The organism is Candidatus Bandiella numerosa, assembly GCF_029981845.1.
Taxonomy (GTDB): Bacteria; Pseudomonadota; Alphaproteobacteria; order Rickettsiales; family Midichloriaceae; genus Aquirickettsia; species Aquirickettsia numerosa.
In genome coordinates this window covers 67020-84429 of sequence record NZ_CP104164.1, presented here as the reverse complement: position 1 = coordinate 84429, position 17410 = coordinate 67020, and the positions used below count along the sequence as shown (strand labels likewise).

Below are 17410 nucleotides of genomic sequence, written 5' to 3'. Positions count from 1 at the left end.
TCATGCTCAAAAGGTTTATAAATATTTCTACCAAATCATAGTATTTGAAATCGTGAATATAGAATTTATAAGACGGTGGTAAACTATTTAAGGTTTACTACTTGAATAGTCAAACTTGAGAGTTTGATCCTGGCTCAGAGTGAACGCTAGTGGCGTGCTTAACACATGCAAGTCAAACGGATGATATTTGTGCTTGCACAAATAAAGTTAGTGGCAAACGGGTGAGTAATACATGGGAATTTTCCTTGTAGTATGGAATAACTATTGGAAACAATAGCTAATACTGTATATTGCCGAGAGGTGAAAGATTTATCGCTACAAGATAAGCCCATGCAAGATTAGCTAGTTGGTAAGGTAATGGCTTACCAAGGCAACGATCTTTAGCTGGTTTGAGAGAATGATCAGCCACACTGGAACTTAGACACGGTCCAGACTCCTACGGGAGGCAGCAGTGGGGAATATTGGACAATGGGCGAAAGCCTGATCCAGCGACGTCACGTGAATGATGAAGACCTTAGGGTTGTAAAATTCTTTTAGTGGAGAAGATAATGACGGTATCCACAGAAAAAGTCCCGGCTAACTTCGTGCCAGCAGCCGCGGTAATACGAAGGGGGCAAGCGTTACTCGGAATTATTGGGCGTAAAGCGTGCGTAGGCGGCTTTATAAGTTGGAAGTGAAAGCCTTTGGCTCAACCAAAGAATTGCTTACAAAACTGTAGAGCTAGAGTATTAGAGAGGATAGAAGAATTTCTGATGTAGGGGTGAAATCCGTAGATATCAGAAAGAATATCGAAGGCGAAAGCATCTGTCTGGCTAAATACTGACGCTGTTGCACGAAAGCGTGGGGAGCAAACAGGATTAGATACCCTGGTAGTCCACGCAGTAAACGATGAGTGCTAGATGTTAGAACTATGTTTTAGCGTCGAAGCTAACGCATTAAGCACTCCGCCTGGGAACTACGATCGCAAGGTTAAAACTCAAAGGAATTGACGGGGACCCGCACAAGCGGTGGAACATGTGGTTTAATTCGATGCTACGCGAAAAACCTTACCAAGTCTTGACATGTTAGTCGTATAGCTAAGAAACTAGCTAGTCAGTTCGGCTGGACTATCACAGGTGTTGCATGGCTGTCGTCAGCTCGTGTCGTGAGATGTTGGGTTAAGTCCCGCAACGAGCGCAACCCTTATCTTTAATTGCCAACAGGTTATGCTGGGAACTTTAAAGAAACTGCCAATGGAGAATTGGAGGAAGGTGAGGATGACGTCAAGTCAGCATGGCCCTTATGACTTGGGCTACACACGTGTTACAATGGTAGTTACAATATGATGCAATAGGGCGACCTGGAGCAAATCTAAAAAACCTACCTCAGTTCGGATTGCACCCTGCAACTCGGGTGCATGAAGTTGGAATCGCTAGTAATCGCAGATCAGCACGCTGCGGTGAATACGTTCCCGGGTCTTGTACACACTGCCCGTCAAGCCATGGAAGTTAAATTTTCCTTAAGTAAATGAGCTAACTGCAAAGAGGCAGTTTACCAAGGAGAATTTGATGACTGGGGTTAAGTCGTAACAAGGTAGCCGTAGGGGAACCTGCGGCTGGATTACCTCCTAAAAGACAAATTAGATAACTTTAAGTTATCAACAATATACTTACTATTATACCACCGTCTTGTAAATTCTATATGCACAATCCAGTTAAATGTTTATCCTCTAATACCAATTACCTAAAATAACTTGATAGATAAATTAGTGTTTTTAAGAGATTTTTTATAACATCTGAGCCTAATGTATCTTGAACGCATGACAAAGATTATATAAAAAACCACCAAAAAGACTCAATTCAAATGTCAACTTATTTTAAGCGATTGGAATTACTTCTCCTTACAACAACTGTGCTAGTATTTTCATCAATTATCTCAAATGCTTCCTTATAAATGCTAAGCATATGAATTATAAACAATAGTATTACTGCAAATTCAAAATTTATCATATTGATGAAAAAAACGAGTAAAAATAAGGTTACTAATATTAGGCAAATAAACTTCAACAAACATTTGATAACTGAAGTACAATTTCTTATTATATGGAATACAAGCAACATAAATATAAATATTATTGGAAGACTAGCTTCCAGTTTTTTAGTTGTTGGGTCAAACAACAAATAAATACAAAGCAAGCATACAGCTGACCTCCAATAACATTTTAATAATGCATAAAACAGGTAGCGAAATCTTTCAAATGAAATGCTCATACTAATTTTTTTCTTGCTCAAAGAATCCACAACCTTTAACCCCAAAATTGCTTTCCCAAGAGATGATTGCAGAGGACTTGCTTCGATAATTGGTATTATCAAGGTCAAAATAATACAAGTACCAAATTTATTCACTTCAGCAAAAATATATTGCACAATTATGCTCATTAATAGCAAAATTATAATGTCTAAAAATCCAGCTAAAGACCTCTTGATAAATTTATATGATGATTTATCTTTAAATAAATAAAAATCTGTTTTATCACATTCATTAAGTATTGTCGCAACTTCATAAGCATTAAATTTTTTTTCAAAGACGCTCCTTTTCTCTGTCCAATTAAAGAATGTATTAAGTGCTGGGAGTACTTTTATTCTTTTTTTATTAGGAAAAAGTCTATTTAACTCTATGAATTTGCTAAATAAAAAGTGAGAAATTTCTAGTTTAATTCTAAGGTCTTGAAATAATTCGTTTTGTAGAATTTTTTTCCATTCTTTTAGCTTATTTCTTTTTTTGTGATCCAACACTTCTGCCAGATCATTATAAAGTTTTTTCTTATCATCTTTTAGCTTATTTGAATCATAATACTTATCCTGCTCGTTAAATAAAGTGCTATTATCAAACGCAATAATATCATCGTTTTGCTTACTCTCTTCAAGAAGGTTAATGCCATTAATTTCTGCGTCCTCATCTTTTAGATATATATTTAAAATCTTCACACTTTTTTTGTTATCTGCAAAATTACAGTTTTTAGTTAATCTTAGTGCATCTTTATAAGCAGCATTTAGTATCGAAAATTCAGATGGGTTCTCATCTGGTTTGGATAATTTAATTTTTTTGGCATATGCAGATTTAATTGCTCCCAAATCACTATATTCATCTATACCTAAAATTTCCCAACAACTTTTAAAATCCTGAATTGTCGGCATGATTTTTAATAAATTCTAGAATTTTAACTTTTTCTCTTTCTATTTCTAAACTATTTTGCCCATTTAACTTACCTTTGAAATTATTAATTATGCCCATCACATACATTCTCAATTCTCCCAAACTTTCTTCATATATTTTTTCAAGTTTTGTTAATAAAAGTATATTTTCTTCTTGATCTCTTGGATGAAATTTTAAATTTTTTAATTTCAATTTGCTTTTTTCAATTTCTTCATTAGTTAGTGATGTTGGTGAATTCACAATAGTTTGGCAAAATGTTTCTTTTGACTCTGGGACCGTCACGTCAACATCTAAAATTCCATTCATATCGTAACTATACCTTATTATAATCTCTAAATTAGCTGGCCTTCTGGGTAAAGTGACGTCAATTGTGCCGATTAATACATTATTGGAAACTAAATAACTTTCACCTTGATATATTTGTACTTTGCATTTTTCTTGGTTGTCATATACTGAGCGTACTGTCACTTCTTTACTCACTGGAACAGTGGTGTTTCTCTCAATAATTGGTAAAAATAAATCGCCCTCCTTGGGATTTTCAAGGTTTATAACTCCTGTTCCTAGAGTGTATGGCGCTACATCTGTTAATACAATATCATCCTAGATCAATATTTTTTTCTCGTAACCCAGCTTGTATCCCTGCTCCCATAGCAACTGCAAGAGCTGGATCAGTAGTTGAAGTGGGAAGCATTCTAAACATTCTTGCAACCAAATGACGGAAACAATGCATATTTGTTGCTCCACCAACCATTATTACAGATTGAATCTCATCCAGATCAATTGCAGAATCCATCAAAGCTCTTTCTACAGGGTTTTGAGCCCTCAATAATAATGGTTTTGACATATCTGCAAACATCTCTCTAGTTAATGTCCATGGCTTTGTCTTACTAGGGATTATTTCATGAATATCTATTATCTCCTTTTTACTTAGTTCGCATTTAATTTTTTCAAAGGTATGATAAATTAATGATTTTTCTGCACTAGAAAGGTCCTTTTTTGATATATTTTGAATTTTTAAATATTCATCTACTAAAAGATTCAAAAAATCTTCACCACCTAAAAAATTATCCCCAGAGGAAGCATGAATCTCTATAACTCCATCAAAATACTCCACTATTGAAACATCAAAAGTACCTCCTCCCATATCGAGAATAATATATTTTTTGCCATTGCTGTTTTTGTGAAATCCATACTCTAAAGATGCAGCAGTAGGTTCATTAATAAGGCGTTCCACTTTTAGACCTGCAATTTGTGCTGCAAGTTTTGTCGCTTGCCTTTGATTATCATTAAAATAAGCTGGAACGCTTATCACAGCTGATTCAATATTTTTTCCTGTAAAATGTTCAGCATCCTCTTTTAAACTTCTTAAAACAAATGAGGATAGCTCTACGGCAGTGTATAATTTATTGCCTAATTTAGCACTCCAATCTGTACCCATAAAACGTTTAAATAATGATATAGTAGAGCTTGGATGTGTAATTAGTTTGTATTTTGCAATTTCACCAACAACCAACCCACCCTCTTCATCTATACTAACTACTGACGGAGTTTGAAATGAACCCAATCTATTCGGTATAAGAACCACCTTACCATTTTGCCAAATTGAACATAAGCTATTGGTTGTTCCTAAATCTATTCCAATTATTGTCATATTCTCTTACTGAAGTGAACCCCAAAACAAGGAGTAAAAGTTAAGTAACATTTTTATACAATCCGTAGCATAACATTTCAAAATTATTAGGGGAATAATAATTTAAAAAAGAATGCCCCCCTATGGGAATTATAAAAGGCTTCAATGTACTCAAACATCGTAGAATTGGTAACATCTCTTGAGATAAAACTTCTACCAAGTTCCTGTTTTTATCTTTTTTATTATTTTCCATATTTGTTTTTACTTTATCAAAGGTACTTATCTTTTACTCTTCTTTTTCGGCTTCACTTCAGTTCAACTTATAGGTATTTTAATAATGCTCATAAATGAAAACTTGAAGAAAATTAGCTATTCTGCTATTAGTAAATTAAAATTTTTTGTAAAAACTGACATGAACTATCCTTTAATGCCTAAGGCAACAGCTGTGTGGTTGTTGGAAAACACAGGCCTTACATTCGATCAAATAGCAGATTTTTGTGGTTTGCATGTATTGGAGGTGCATGGTATTGCAGATGGTGAAGTTGCCAAAGGAATTAGGGGTGTAAACCCAATAACTCATGGGCAGATAACATCGGATGAGATAAGTAGGTGTGAAGAGGATTCAAGTGCTAGGCTGAAACTTTCTGCTTCAGCTGTAAAATTGATGAAGGAGCAAGAAGTTAATAATAAAAAAGGTAAATATATACCAGTGGCAAGAAGGCAAGATAAACCTAATGCAATAGCTTGGATATTAAAAAATTGTCCAGAAATAACAGATGCACAAATATCAAAATTAATAGGTACGACAAAAAACACTATTAACTTAATTCGCAACAAAACTCATTGGAATTATAGCAATCTTCGTGCTAAGGATCCTGTGCTATTGGGTCTATGTACTCAGGCTGATCTTAATTATGTAAGCGAGTTGGCGAAACAAAAGTTAGAGGCTAAAAAAGATAATTAATTATTTTGAAGATAAAGCTTCTTCCACAAATCTATAAATGTATTCAAATCTTTTATGGTATTGTTGGGTCCTAAACTTACTCTGATCGAATTATTAGCAATTTCTTGAGAATAACCCATTGATAACTGGATTCTTGGTATTTCAATTTTTCCTGAGGAACATGCAGAGCCAGCACTTAATGAAATGCCATTTAAATCAAAAAATATTAATTGTGTTTCTGCGCTAACGCCAGGCATAGAAATTGAGGATGTATTAGGCAGTCTGTGAGTGTTTTCTCCAAATATTACTACATCGTTTGTTATGGTTTTTATGGATTGTTCTAAATGTTTTTGTAATTGTTTTGTTTTGGTAAAATTTTCTTTTATCTCATTAATTGATTTAAATGCAGTGGCCATACCGTGTATAGCTGTTACATTTTGTGTTCCAGATCTTAATCTAAATTCTTGTCCACCACCAAAAATCATGGGTTTAAGGCTTAGATTTTTATTATAAACTAGTGCACCTGAGCCAACTGGCCCGCCAAATTTATGAGAGCTAAATGTAATTAAATCAATATCAGCTAGATCAATATTTATCCTGCCAATTGCTTGAGTTATATCGCAGTGAAAAATGAAATTATATTTTTCTGCAAGTTTAGCAATTTTTTGAATAGGTTGGATAGTGCCAATCTCATTATTTGCATACATAACAGATATTAATAATTTTTTAGTATAGTTTTCTGCTAGGTAATTTTCAATGTAATCAATGTTGACTACACCATCATTATCAACAGGAATAATTCCCTCCCCAATTACATTAATTACAGCTGGATGTTCAATGCAACTACAAATTTTTTTGACCTCAGGGAAGTTGCTAAGAGCTAAATTATTTGCTTCGGTGCATCCACTTGTAAAAATTAGTTCATGAGTATCCTTCAAGCCCAGAGTATTTTTTATGAGATATCTAGCATTTTCCAGAATTTTTCTGGATTTGCGTCCATAATAATGCAATGATGAACAATTAAGAGCGAGGCTACATATGCTTGCCATGGCTTTCTTAACCTTATTGTTAATGGGTGTGGTTGCATTGTGATCAAAATAAATCCTTTTCATTTATAATTTTATTTTGATTTTTCATAGTATTTAACTTAATTATAAAACAATTAATAGTATTTTTTATAAAATGATAAAAGAAATAATTTTCAATAGCGAAGCCGGTAGAATAGAAGGTAAGTATTATCAAGGAGAAGAAAAATTTGCTCCAGCAGCGCTTATACTGCATCCTCATCCATTGCATGGTGGAACAATGAATAATAAAGTTGTGTATCACACATTTCATACTTTTGTAAAAAATAATTTTTCTGTTTTAAGATTTAACTTTAGAGGAGTAGGAAAATCAATGGGGAGCTTTGATCATGGTAATGGAGAATTAATAGACGCTGCAACCGCTATGGATTGGTTACAGTCAAAAAACCCTGAAGCTTCAAGCTATTGGATTGCTGGCTTTTCTTTTGGAGCATGGATTGCTATGCAGTTGCTTATGAGAAGGCCAGAAATAGATGGGTTTATTGCTATAGCTCCTCCGGCGTCATCATGTGATTTTGGTTTTTTATCTCCTTGCCCAGCACCAGGGTTGATTATTCAAGGTACAGAAGATGAGATAGCTAAAGAAGAAGATACGTATGCACTATACAAAAAATTATCTAAACAAAGAAATGCTGAAATTGAATATGTAACTGTTGATGGAGCTGATCACTTTTTTACAAATCATATAGACAGTTTAATAAGTGGGATTGATAAATTTATTAAACCTAGAGTTAATAGACCTACTCAACCTAAAAAAGTTAGAAGAGATAGAAAGAGAAAAGTTATGGAAGCTCAATAAATAACCTAAACTTAAATGTCTTTAAGTTTTAAGATAGTTGATATTTGTAATAACTCAAGGAATGGAGTTGTTTCAACCGCAAATGGTCAAATTACAACGCCTGCTTTTATGCCAGTTGGAACTTCAGCAACAGTGAAAGCAATGCTTCCAGAATCATTAATTAAGACAGGGGCGGAAATAATACTGGGAAACACATATCACTTAATGTTGCGTCCAGGAGAAGATGTAATATCAAAATTAGGTGGTCTGCATAAATTTATGAATTGGGATAAACCAATATTAACTGATTCTGGCGGATTTCAGGTTATGTCACTGGCAAAGCTTAGAAAAATTTCTCAAGAGGGAGTGGAATTTAATTCGCATATAGATGGCAAAAAGTATTTTTTGACTCCTAAAAAATCTATTGATATCCAATATAAGCTAGGTAGTAACATAACTATGATCTTTGATGAGTGCACTCCTTATCCTGTAGATTATGAATATGCTAAGAAATCAATGCACTTATCGTTAAAATGGGCGAAGGAATCTAAAGACTCATTTATTAACAGAGACGGATATGGGATATTTGGAATAATTCAAGGTAGCATTTTTGAAGATTTGAGAAAGGAAAGTGCGCAAAAATTACAAGACATTGGTTTTGATGGATATGCGATTGGTGGACTTGCAGTTGGTGAGGGGCATGATGAAATGATAAAGGTTTTGGAATTTACAATTCCTAATATAACAGCAGACAAACCTAGATACTTAATGGGAGTAGGTAAGCCAATAGATATAGTAGCTTCAGTAAAAAAGGGAGTTGATATGTTTGACTGTGTTTTACCCACCAGATCAGGAAGAAATGGGCAAGCTTTTATAAACGGGGGAACAATAAATATAAAAAATAGTCAATACATTTTAGATAATTCTCCACTAGATTCAAAATGCAATTGTTATACATGTGTAAATTACAGTAGAGCTTATTTGAATCACTTAATAAGGAGTAAAGAAATACTAGGTGCAGTACTTATGACATGGCATAACATTACATACTATCAAGATTTAATGAAAAAATTGAGAAATCATATAAAAAATGGTACGCTCTATGATTACAAAGATGAAGACCTGATTTGAGTTTTAGTGAATTTGGTGTTATTAAAATAGAAGTTATTATAATTATAAGTTAGATGCTTAATCCTTTAGAACAATTTTTAGTAAAGCCCGTAGTTAATGTCGATGTTTTTAGTCACAATATACAGATTACAAACTCTACTATAACGTTTTTAGCTACATATTTTATTATATTATTATTGACTAGGATAGCATGCCATAAAGTTTCATTAGTTCCTGGTAAAATACAAGCTTGTGGTGAGATAATTTTTCAATTAATCAATGGAATGCTAATTTCTACAGCTGGGAAGAATTCACAAAAATTCTTTACATTAATTTTTTCGTTATTTATGTTTATCCTAATTAGTAATAGTGTAGGTATGATTCCCTCTGTGTTTACAACAACAAGCCATATTTCTGTAACTTTCACACTGGCAATTTTTGTTTTTATAACAATTACTGCTATAGGGTTTGTTAAAAATGGAATAGGCTATTTTTCAATACTATTACCGAAGGGAACTCCTATGTTTTTGGCTCCACTGATAATTTTTATCGAATTATTTGCTTATCTTGCACGCCCTATAAGTCTTTCAATTAGGCTTGCTGCAAATATGACTGCGGGGCATGTTGTGTTAAAAGTGCTTGCAACTTTTGTGATACTTTCTGGTTTGTTTGGAATTATGCCGTTAATTTTGTTGACAATTTTAACGGGGTTTGAGATATTTATTTCAATTCTACAGGCGTACATTTTTTCAGTTTTGACCTGTGCATACCTAAATGACGCTTTAAATTTACACTAAAAAATAACATTTATACGGAGAAAAAGATGGAATTAGAAGCTTTAAAATACATTGGAGTTGGATTAACTTCTATCGCAATGTTTGGCGCAGCTATGGGGATAGGGAATATTTTTGCTGCACTTCTTAGTGGCATAGCAAGAAATCCTTCAGCTGAAGATAAGTTGATGAAAGGGGCTTTTATTGGAGCTGGCCTTGCTGAAGCAATGGGCTTGTTTGCCTTTTTAATTGCTCTACTGTTGCTGTTTTTTGCCTAAATAATTTATTACTTAATGTATGCCTCATTTAGATTTAACCTATTTCTTTGATCAATCTTTTTGGTGCATTGTTGTTTTTCTTCTAATATACTTTACAGCAAGTAGGAATTTTTACGCTAAATATAATAAAATTATAATGAGTAGAAATGGAGTAATTCAAGATTATATTGATAAGTCTAATAATATATTACTTAAGGCGACTGCCATTGAGGAGCAATTAGAAAAATCCAAAAAACAATTATCATTACGTCTGCAACAACAAGAAGAACGTATAAGAGCGAAAATTTATGATACCAGAAGGGAACGTTTGAGTATTTTAAAGAAAGAGATCGAAAACAGAAACCTTGCCCATAAGCTATTTTTAAATAATATGAAAGGTGAGTTAGCGCACGATTTAAAAAAATATTCAAGCGAAATTGAAGAGAAAATAAATTTGTATTTATTTGAAAAAAATGAATGAAATTTTTTGGTTAACAGTATCATTTATACTAATTTTATTATTTATATATAAGCCAGTAAAGAGAGTTTTGAACAATATTATTGATTCACATATAACTAATACTAAAGAGCTATTAAATCGAGCAGAAAAAGCTCATGATGATGCAGTGAAATATCTACAAAAATTAGAAAAAGATTTAGAATTTCAAGATAAGCTTAATAAAGAAAAATTAGCTCAAAATGAACATCTGCTAAATTCAATAAAATTGGAAAATGATAAAAAAATTGAGGAAGAAATAAAAAGGCAATTTATTATTGCAGAAATGCAGAGAAAAATGGATGAAGAAGTGATGATACAAGAAATTACATCAAAATTTCTTTTAAAAAATATCAATAATGTGGTTTCTGAATTTAGCACTAAGGACGTAAAAAATTCTGAATTTTTGAAACAGTCACTGGATAAGTTAAATCAGATTAAAATTGGCAAGTAACGCAATTTTAAAATAACGAGATTAGAATTTTTATTCGACAGTTACAGATTTTGCAAGATTTCTAGGTCTATCTACGTTTTTACCTAGATTTAAAGCAACTTGATAGGCAAATAGTTGCAAAGGTATCGTGTAAAATAATGGTGCTAAAATTTCACAGCTTTTAGGGATATTTAGTAAATAATCAACTTCAAAATCGCTACTTGAATCTGTTAATAAAACAACTTTAGCGCCTCTTGTCTTGACTTCTTCGATATTTGAAATCATTTTTTGATGTGTATCATTTTCTGGCGCTAATGCAATAACTAAAGAATTATCATCAATTAATGCTATTGAACCGTGCTTAAGTTCTCCAGCAGCACATGCAAAAACAGGTAAATATGACAACTCTCTTAGTTTTAAGGCTCCTTCCAAACAAATGGGGTACATATAATTTCTACCTATGAAAATTATATTTTTAGCTTTACAGATAAGTTGAGAAATTTCCTCAATTTTTTTATTCACTTCAAGTAAGCCGTCCAAGAAGTTGATTTGAGTATTAATTTTATTTAATAATTCATGAAAAGTTGCTTCTGATATTAATTCTTTTTGTTTTGTTGCAGTTAATATCAGATGGAGTAATTTCATTAACTGAGCGACAAAACTTTTTGTTGATGCTACAGATACCTCTGTTCCAGCTTCAATTGCTATAACATAACTAACTAAATTTGCAATTGAACTATTTAGGTTGTTTACAAGTCCTATAGTAATCACTCCATGTATTTGCGCTTCCTTTAATGCAACTAAGGTATCAAGGGTTTCTCCAGACTGGGATATAAAGATATATGCAGTATTTTTGTCATATATGATGTTTCTTGATCTAAATTCTGAAGCAAAATCAATTTCTACTGGTATTTCTGCATAGGATTCAAACCAATATTTCGCCACCATTCCTGCATTATATGAACTGCCACATGCAATTATCGATACCTTACTTACCTTTGCCCAATTTATATGCAATAAATTTTTATTTTCTTTTTCAGATATAATATCTTGTATAATTTTTTTTAAAACTTTAGATTGTTCATTTATTTCCTTAAGCATATAATTTGGGAAGCCACCAAGATCATTATCTTTTCCTTCTTTCTTAGTAAATTTTTTTATATTTCTTTTTACAATTTTATCGTTGCTATCAAAAATCTTGTAACCATCTTTAGCTATAATGGCAGTATCACCATCTTCAAGTGTTATGGAGTTTTCCACAAAAAATGCTAAAGTATTAACATCTGATGAAATATAATTTGTATTGTCACCTAGCCCAATTGATAGGGGCGATCCATTTTTTGCACAATATATATTATTTTTTTCGTGTAGAAATATTACAGAAATTGCATAATTGCCATCTATATCAGCAATTGTTTTTTTGAAAGCCTCAATATGATTAAATTCAGAATCAATATAGAATTGTAGTAAATTTAATATTACTTCAGTATCTGTCTCACCTATAAATTCATAACCTAATTTAATTAACTTATTTTTTATTTCTTTATAATTTTCAATTATTCCATTATGTACAACCGCAATTTCTTGATTGGCAATAGGGTGTGAGTTACTCAAACTAACTTTGCCATGAGTAGCCCATCTAGTGTGACCAACACCAATTTTACCATCATCTGGCGTATTTTTTACTTTTTCTTCTAAGTTTGAAACTTGACCTAAAGCCTTAATGGTATTTAACCTATTATCATCGATAAATGCTAATCCCGCTGAATCATAACCTCTATATTCTAAAAAATGTAACCCTCTTATAATATCATTTTTTACATTATCATTACTGTTTAAACAAAAAATACCGCACATAAAGCTCTTAAATTTATTTTAATTGTTAATTAACAAAGTAGAAATTGCAATAAAAGCAATATTACATAATATCATTAAATAGCACTTTTTTAAAAAAAATAAATCTTTTATTATAATTTTCTATAGTACACTTAAAGAATAGTAGAAAAATTGCAGAATAACTGAGAGTGAGTGATACATAAGAATTATACTTACCAGCTATTACTTTCTCATTGCCATTTTAGATCAAATTCTTTACTTTGTACAAAGCTTCCTGAGTAAATTTTCATAGGCTTATACTGAATTTAAAATGAATATTTTGAAATGATTAATCAAAAAAAATCTGTAGCTTTTCTTATTGATCCTATTGAAGGCTTAGATTTCGAATCGGATTCGACATTGCTACTGGCTAACGAATTTCAGGCTAGAGGGTATGAGTTATTTTATTTGCTACCTCAAAGCTTAATTTTTGAAGAAAATTGCTTATATGCAAAAGGGCAGTATTTTGAAATAGATTATGAAGGTAAAAAAATCATAAAATTAAGTACAGAAAAAGTGCGACTTGAAAATTTTGATGTTGTGTTTATTAGACAGATTCCACCTTTTAATCAACAATATTTAACTACCACATATTTAATTGAAAATCTAAAGGGCACATTAATCCTTAATAATCCAAGATCAATAAGAGATGTAACGGAGAAATTGAGTATTTTGAATTTTAAAGAGTTTATACCAGATACAATGGTGTCTTCAATAGTAGATGATATAGTGGATTTTATTGCCAAGCACAATGTTGCAATATTAAAACCACTTTATGATTGTGCAGGTCAAGGAGTTATCAAAGTGGAGTATGATGGTCAAAATACAACGCAAAATATTGACTCTATAGTTAAGCAACATGGATATTTGATGTTACAGGAATATTTACCAAACATAGTGGATTTTGGTGATAAAAGGGTAATGTTCCTAGATGGAGAGATTTTAGGGGTCATTAATAGGAAAGCAAAACAGGGAGAATTTCGAGTAAATATGATAATGGGAGGAAAATCATATAAAACCTCTTTAACTCAAAAAGAGCAAAGATTGTGTGTAGAAGTAGGAAAATTTTTAAAGGATAATGATTTATTTTTAGTAGGAATAGATATAATTGATGAGAAATTAATTGAGATAAACGTCACTTCTCCAACTGGATTGGTTGCAATTAAGAATTTATATAAAATAGATGTTGAAAAAATAATTATTGATAAAATTGAAACAAAGTTAAAAAGTTGTTATAGTGCAGGCTAATTTAAAATTCAGAGTTTATTTTTGGTGAATAGTATTAATATTAAAAGAAGGGGCTTAATGCTTATTTTGTCAGCTCCATCAGGAACTGGTAAAACAACTTTAGCAAATTACGTTATTGAAAATGATAGCCATATTTCTTTATCAATATCCTGTACAACTAGAAAAAAACGACCAAATGAGATTGATGGTGTACATTACTATTTCATAAATTATGATGAATTTAAAAAGCGAATTGAAAATGAAGAATTTTTAGAATACGCCGAAATTTTTGGAGAATTTTATGGTACCCCTAAAAAACAAGTCCTTAAAAAATTAGATAAGGGTGAAGATGTTTTGTTTGATATAGATTGGCAGGGTCATAGGCAATTATCTGCAATTGCAAGGGCTGATGTAACTAGCGTTTTTTTGTTACCACCATCAAAAAAAGAATTATTAGAGAGGCTAGAGTTAAGAAATCAAGATAAGCCAAAAACAATAGAGCAACGGATGCTGAGGTCAGATGAAGAAATAAGCCATTGGCATGAATATGACTATATTATAATTAATAGAGACCTAGATCACAGTATAGAAAAATTAATGTCTATTTTAAGATCAGAGAGGTTAAGAAAAGAAAGAAGAATTGGGCTGAATGATTTTGTTGGAACTTTAATTCATGAAAAATTTGTTAAGAGCAAAGTAATTTGAAAATAAAAACAAAAGGAAAAATCAAGCAGTCATCTACAAAATGGCTAGACAGAAATGCTAATGATAGATTTAGCAAACTGGCTAAGCAGAATAATTTTCGTTCAAGAGCTGCATATAAGCTAGATGATATAAATCAAAAATTTAAAATACTTAAAGGAGCGAAAAATATTTTAGATTTAGGAGCCGCACCAGGGTCATGGTTACAATATATAAGTAGATTTAGCAAAGTAAATAACATGGTGGTAGGGGTTGATTTAAAAAATATTGAGGCAATAGAGAATATAAAAACTATCGAAGGAGATTTTACATCAGGTGAGGTATGGAGCAAATTAGATCAGATGTTATCGGGCAATAAATTAAATCTAATTTGCAGCGATATGGCGCCAAATACTGGTGGTACTAGAAGTATTAACCACATAAACATTATGAATTTAGCTGAATCAGTATTTTCATTTTCTGAGAATTTTTTAGATAGGGGAGGTTCGCTTGTTATCAAGTTATTTGAAGGAAATAAAACAAAGGAGTTTTTTAATAAATTAAGATTGCATTTTAAAGAAGTTCATTTTTTTAAACCTGAAGCTAGCTACAAAGATTCATCAGAAATATTCATAATTGCGATTAACAAAATTTAACCTCAAATTGTAGGATATGCTTTAGTTTGGCTAATAATTTGTAAAAAAGTAAAGCTAATATATAATCGGGGCAATTAAAAACCACTGGGATGTGTAATTTTATCGAGGTTATAGAAGATAAATGGCATATACCGGGCGTCTAATAAGTTTTTATAGGTTATTTGACCTAAATAGTTTAGTCGAAGTAGCTCACTATATGAGTTATAAGCAGATTGCATGTGGAATTATTTTGGGTCATAGCAAGAGTGGCAATCAGCATTTAAAATTTCTACAACATAGTGTAGCTAATTATTTGATACCTGACATCCATAAGTCAAACTGGAATAAGTTAAAAATACCATATATTCATTATAAATTTGAGAGCAATATTGATGGTGATATTGGCTTTAAAATTATAAGTAATAAATTTCAAAACAATGAAAGTAATATAGGAACTTTAGATGGGCTATTTGATTTTATAAATCTTTTGGGGAAGTTTGTAGTTAATGTTGAGTCCAGGAATGAAGCTAAACCAGCAGATAAAGTAGAGGGGCCTGTAGTTAGTGACGAACCTAGAGATGAAGCTAAACCAGCAGATAAAGTAGAGAAGCCTGTAGTTGGTAATGCTAGACCTATAGTTATGGGGGATGAAGAATTAAAAGGTAAGTCAAATTTATTAAGCTCAACATTTCCAGATGATGAAGTAATTTTTAGAACAAAGTTAAAAGAAATGATAGCAAAAGTTGATTCTGTTTTAGAGAAAAAAGAAGAAGTTGAGAGATTAAAACAAAGTAAAAAAATAGATGAAATTGTTCGGAAACTTGATGAATTTATACAAAAGAATATATTAGCTAAGCAATCTAATGAAGCTGAAAATCCAAAAATTGAGCCAGAAAAAGTATACAGCTTAGTTGTTTACCAAAGTGCAAAACAATATAAATTCAATCATTATAATAATGTAAAAAATCCTATAAAATTACCAAATTCAATACTGTATGTTCAAAAAGATGAGCAGAATAATGCATTGGTTTTGTATAAAAATGTCAATCCACAACAAGGCCATAAAGGCATTGAGAAAACTCAGTACATTTTTGAAGCATTAACGTATGAGGAAATTAATGTGTGTCCGAATAATTACCAACAGTTAATTGGTGAGAGGCTAAGAGATTTTAGGGATAATAATTTTCCTTATGATTATGGGAAGATACAGGATAAAAAAGCAGAAGAAAATACACAAAATACAATTTACTATACAATTTTGATAGTTGGAGGAGGAGCCATAACGGTTGGCATAAATACATTAGTAAAAGCGGTACTGAAATTGAGTAATCGTATTTTACCAAATAATACTGGCTCTTTTACAAATGACAACTCTACTGGAGATAGTAAAATAGAACAACGAGATGATATAAATGAACTGGAACAAAAAAAAACTGAGAACCAGAATAATGAAGACCAAGAATTATTTGATGATGCGGATAATAAAAAAATACTTCCACCACCACATAATAAAGAACTTATTTTAGTTCCTTATTATAGTAATGAAACGAAACATTGTCTTGTAGCTCATTATGAAGCATATATAATTATTTTTATCAACCTAGGTTATAACGTTATAACTCAAGAATTTTTTCAAGAAGCTATGCATAGGGTATATGCAAATATCTATCCTATAAATGATGTATATGCACTTTTACCATTTGATTTGATTTATGAATATTCTTTATATTATACAGAGAGTACGGTTAATACTCTGGTAAATGCGAGAGATGTTTTTGGCGATACAGCTGAGTTCCTGTTTTATGAGATACGAAATATAAATGTGCTTTTGAGTAGTAATAGAGTGTTGTTTGGAATAGGACATGATAACCAAAATGAAAATATACTTATTGAAGAATTTTTACCAGTAGATTATCAAACTGACAATACTGAACAAAATGGAATGACTAATACTCAGGAAGAAAAAATAGAGAAGATGGAGGAAGAAGAAGGAGAAGCAAAAGATTTAGGATGCTTTGCTCTGCTCTGGAAATGGATATGTCAAGGATCTAAAAATAAGGATTCTCATGCTCATGCTCCTGAAAAAAATAAAAATGATGGTCATGACTTGCAATATTATAACTATGATCCATATTGTTTTGAACCCGATCCGCATTATCCTGAATTCAATAAAGACAATAAAGATTAGGTAGAAGAATTGCTTAATAATAATGTATGATCTATTCAAAATATAATTTGCTATAGAGTGGCATCGTGGTATGGTGGTGCACTAATTTAAGAAAGTTGGTTACA

At 31.6% G+C, this 17410-nt stretch carries 16 protein-coding genes and 1 rRNA gene; 12 read left to right on the top strand and 5 right to left on the bottom strand.

Translation table 11 applies throughout. The features are described from left to right. Positions 1 to 111 precede the first annotated feature (111 nt). Positions 112 to 1610, top strand: a 16S ribosomal RNA gene (locus tag N3Z17_RS00385). 240 nt (positions 1611 to 1850) lie between these two features. Here the strand turns inward: N3Z17_RS00385 and N3Z17_RS00380 are convergent. From N3Z17_RS00380 to N3Z17_RS00370, 3 genes are read right to left on the bottom strand one after another with little or no spacing between them, the layout of a single operon-like run. Further along, positions 1851 to 3176: a J domain-containing protein gene (locus N3Z17_RS00380; RefSeq protein ID WP_282472046.1), complete on the bottom strand. Its 1326-nt coding sequence runs from the start codon at positions 3174 to 3176 to the stop codon at positions 1851 to 1853. Continuing rightward, positions 3154 to 3789, bottom strand: a complete 636-nt coding sequence (locus tag N3Z17_RS00375) for an Hsp70 family protein (protein WP_282472647.1) — start codon at positions 3787 to 3789, stop codon at positions 3154 to 3156. Before N3Z17_RS00375 ends, N3Z17_RS00380 begins: the two co-directional genes overlap by 23 nt. A 1-nt stretch (position 3790) precedes the next feature. Continuing rightward, complete coding sequence (locus N3Z17_RS00370) at positions 3791 to 4846, bottom strand: molecular chaperone HscC (RefSeq protein ID WP_282472045.1); 1056 nt, start codon at positions 4844 to 4846, stop codon at positions 3791 to 3793. A 391-nt stretch (positions 4847 to 5237) separates the two neighbouring features. Here N3Z17_RS00370 and N3Z17_RS00365 point away from each other — a divergent pair, with 391 nt between their 5' ends. After that, entirely contained in the window at positions 5238 to 5789 is a 552-nt protein-coding gene (locus N3Z17_RS00365) for a cell cycle transcriptional regulator TrcR (RefSeq protein ID WP_282472646.1), read from the top strand. On the opposite strand, the gene N3Z17_RS00360 is transcribed toward N3Z17_RS00365, so the two are convergent. Next, positions 5786 to 6880 (bottom strand): cysteine desulfurase family protein, encoded by a 1095-nt coding sequence (locus N3Z17_RS00360; protein WP_282472044.1) that lies wholly within the window; start codon positions 6878 to 6880, stop codon positions 5786 to 5788. The genes N3Z17_RS00365 and N3Z17_RS00360 overlap by 4 nt on opposite strands. 70 nt (positions 6881 to 6950) lie before the next feature. Here N3Z17_RS00360 and N3Z17_RS00355 point away from each other — a divergent pair, with 70 nt between their 5' ends. The 6 genes from N3Z17_RS00355 to N3Z17_RS00330 are packed head-to-tail and all read left to right on the top strand — an operon-like array spanning position 6951 to position 10721. Beyond that, positions 6951 to 7652 (top strand): alpha/beta hydrolase, encoded by a 702-nt coding sequence (locus N3Z17_RS00355; protein ID WP_282472043.1) that lies wholly within the window; start codon positions 6951 to 6953, stop codon positions 7650 to 7652. Positions 7653 to 7667: 15 nt separating this feature from the next. After that, entirely contained in the window at positions 7668 to 8762 is a 1095-nt protein-coding gene (tgt, locus tag N3Z17_RS00350; RefSeq protein WP_282472042.1) for a tRNA guanosine(34) transglycosylase Tgt, read from the top strand. A 53-nt stretch (positions 8763 to 8815) separates the two neighbouring features. After that, positions 8816 to 9538: a F0F1 ATP synthase subunit A gene (locus N3Z17_RS00345; protein WP_282472041.1), complete on the top strand. Its 723-nt coding sequence runs from the start codon at positions 8816 to 8818 to the stop codon at positions 9536 to 9538. Positions 9539 to 9564: 26 nt separating this feature from the next. Then, the gene (locus tag N3Z17_RS00340; RefSeq protein ID WP_236870073.1) at positions 9565 to 9792 is read left to right on the top strand and encodes a F0F1 ATP synthase subunit C; all 228 of its coding nucleotides are present in this window, start codon (positions 9565 to 9567) and stop codon (positions 9790 to 9792) included. Between the two features lie 19 nt (positions 9793 to 9811). Next, positions 9812 to 10252: an ATP synthase subunit B family protein gene (locus N3Z17_RS00335; protein ID WP_282472040.1), complete on the top strand. Its 441-nt coding sequence runs from the start codon at positions 9812 to 9814 to the stop codon at positions 10250 to 10252. Continuing rightward, positions 10245 to 10721: an ATP synthase subunit B family protein gene (locus N3Z17_RS00330; RefSeq protein ID WP_282472039.1), complete on the top strand. Its 477-nt coding sequence runs from the start codon at positions 10245 to 10247 to the stop codon at positions 10719 to 10721. Before N3Z17_RS00335 ends, N3Z17_RS00330 begins: the two co-directional genes overlap by 8 nt. Before the next feature lie 30 nt (positions 10722 to 10751). Here the strand turns inward: N3Z17_RS00330 and glmS are convergent, their stop codons facing one another. Next, positions 10752 to 12557 carry a glutamine--fructose-6-phosphate transaminase (isomerizing) gene (gene glmS / locus N3Z17_RS00325; protein WP_282472038.1) on the bottom strand — a complete coding sequence of 602 codons (1806 nt, stop codon included), beginning with the start codon at positions 12555 to 12557 and terminating at the stop codon, positions 10752 to 10754. Positions 12558 to 12860: 303 nt separating this feature from the next. Between glmS and gshB the strand changes: the two genes are divergently transcribed. The 4 genes from gshB to N3Z17_RS00305 all read left to right on the top strand — a co-directional run bounded on the left by gshB (position 12861) and on the right by N3Z17_RS00305 (position 17306). Beyond that, complete coding sequence (gene gshB / locus N3Z17_RS00320; protein ID WP_282472037.1) at positions 12861 to 13823, top strand: glutathione synthase; 963 nt, start codon at positions 12861 to 12863, stop codon at positions 13821 to 13823. Positions 13824 to 13847: 24 nt separating this feature from the next. Then, positions 13848 to 14507: a guanylate kinase gene (gmk, locus tag N3Z17_RS00315; protein WP_282472036.1), complete on the top strand. Its 660-nt coding sequence runs from the start codon at positions 13848 to 13850 to the stop codon at positions 14505 to 14507. After that, the gene (locus tag N3Z17_RS00310; protein WP_282472035.1) at positions 14504 to 15139 is read left to right on the top strand and encodes an RlmE family RNA methyltransferase; all 636 of its coding nucleotides are present in this window, start codon (positions 14504 to 14506) and stop codon (positions 15137 to 15139) included. The genes gmk and N3Z17_RS00310 overlap by 4 nt, the downstream gene beginning before the upstream one ends. 121 nt (positions 15140 to 15260) lie before the next feature. Further along, on the top strand, positions 15261 to 17306 hold the full coding sequence (locus N3Z17_RS00305; RefSeq protein ID WP_282472034.1) for a hypothetical protein: 2046 nt from the start codon (positions 15261 to 15263) through the stop codon (positions 17304 to 17306). Positions 17307 to 17410 lie beyond the last annotated feature (104 nt).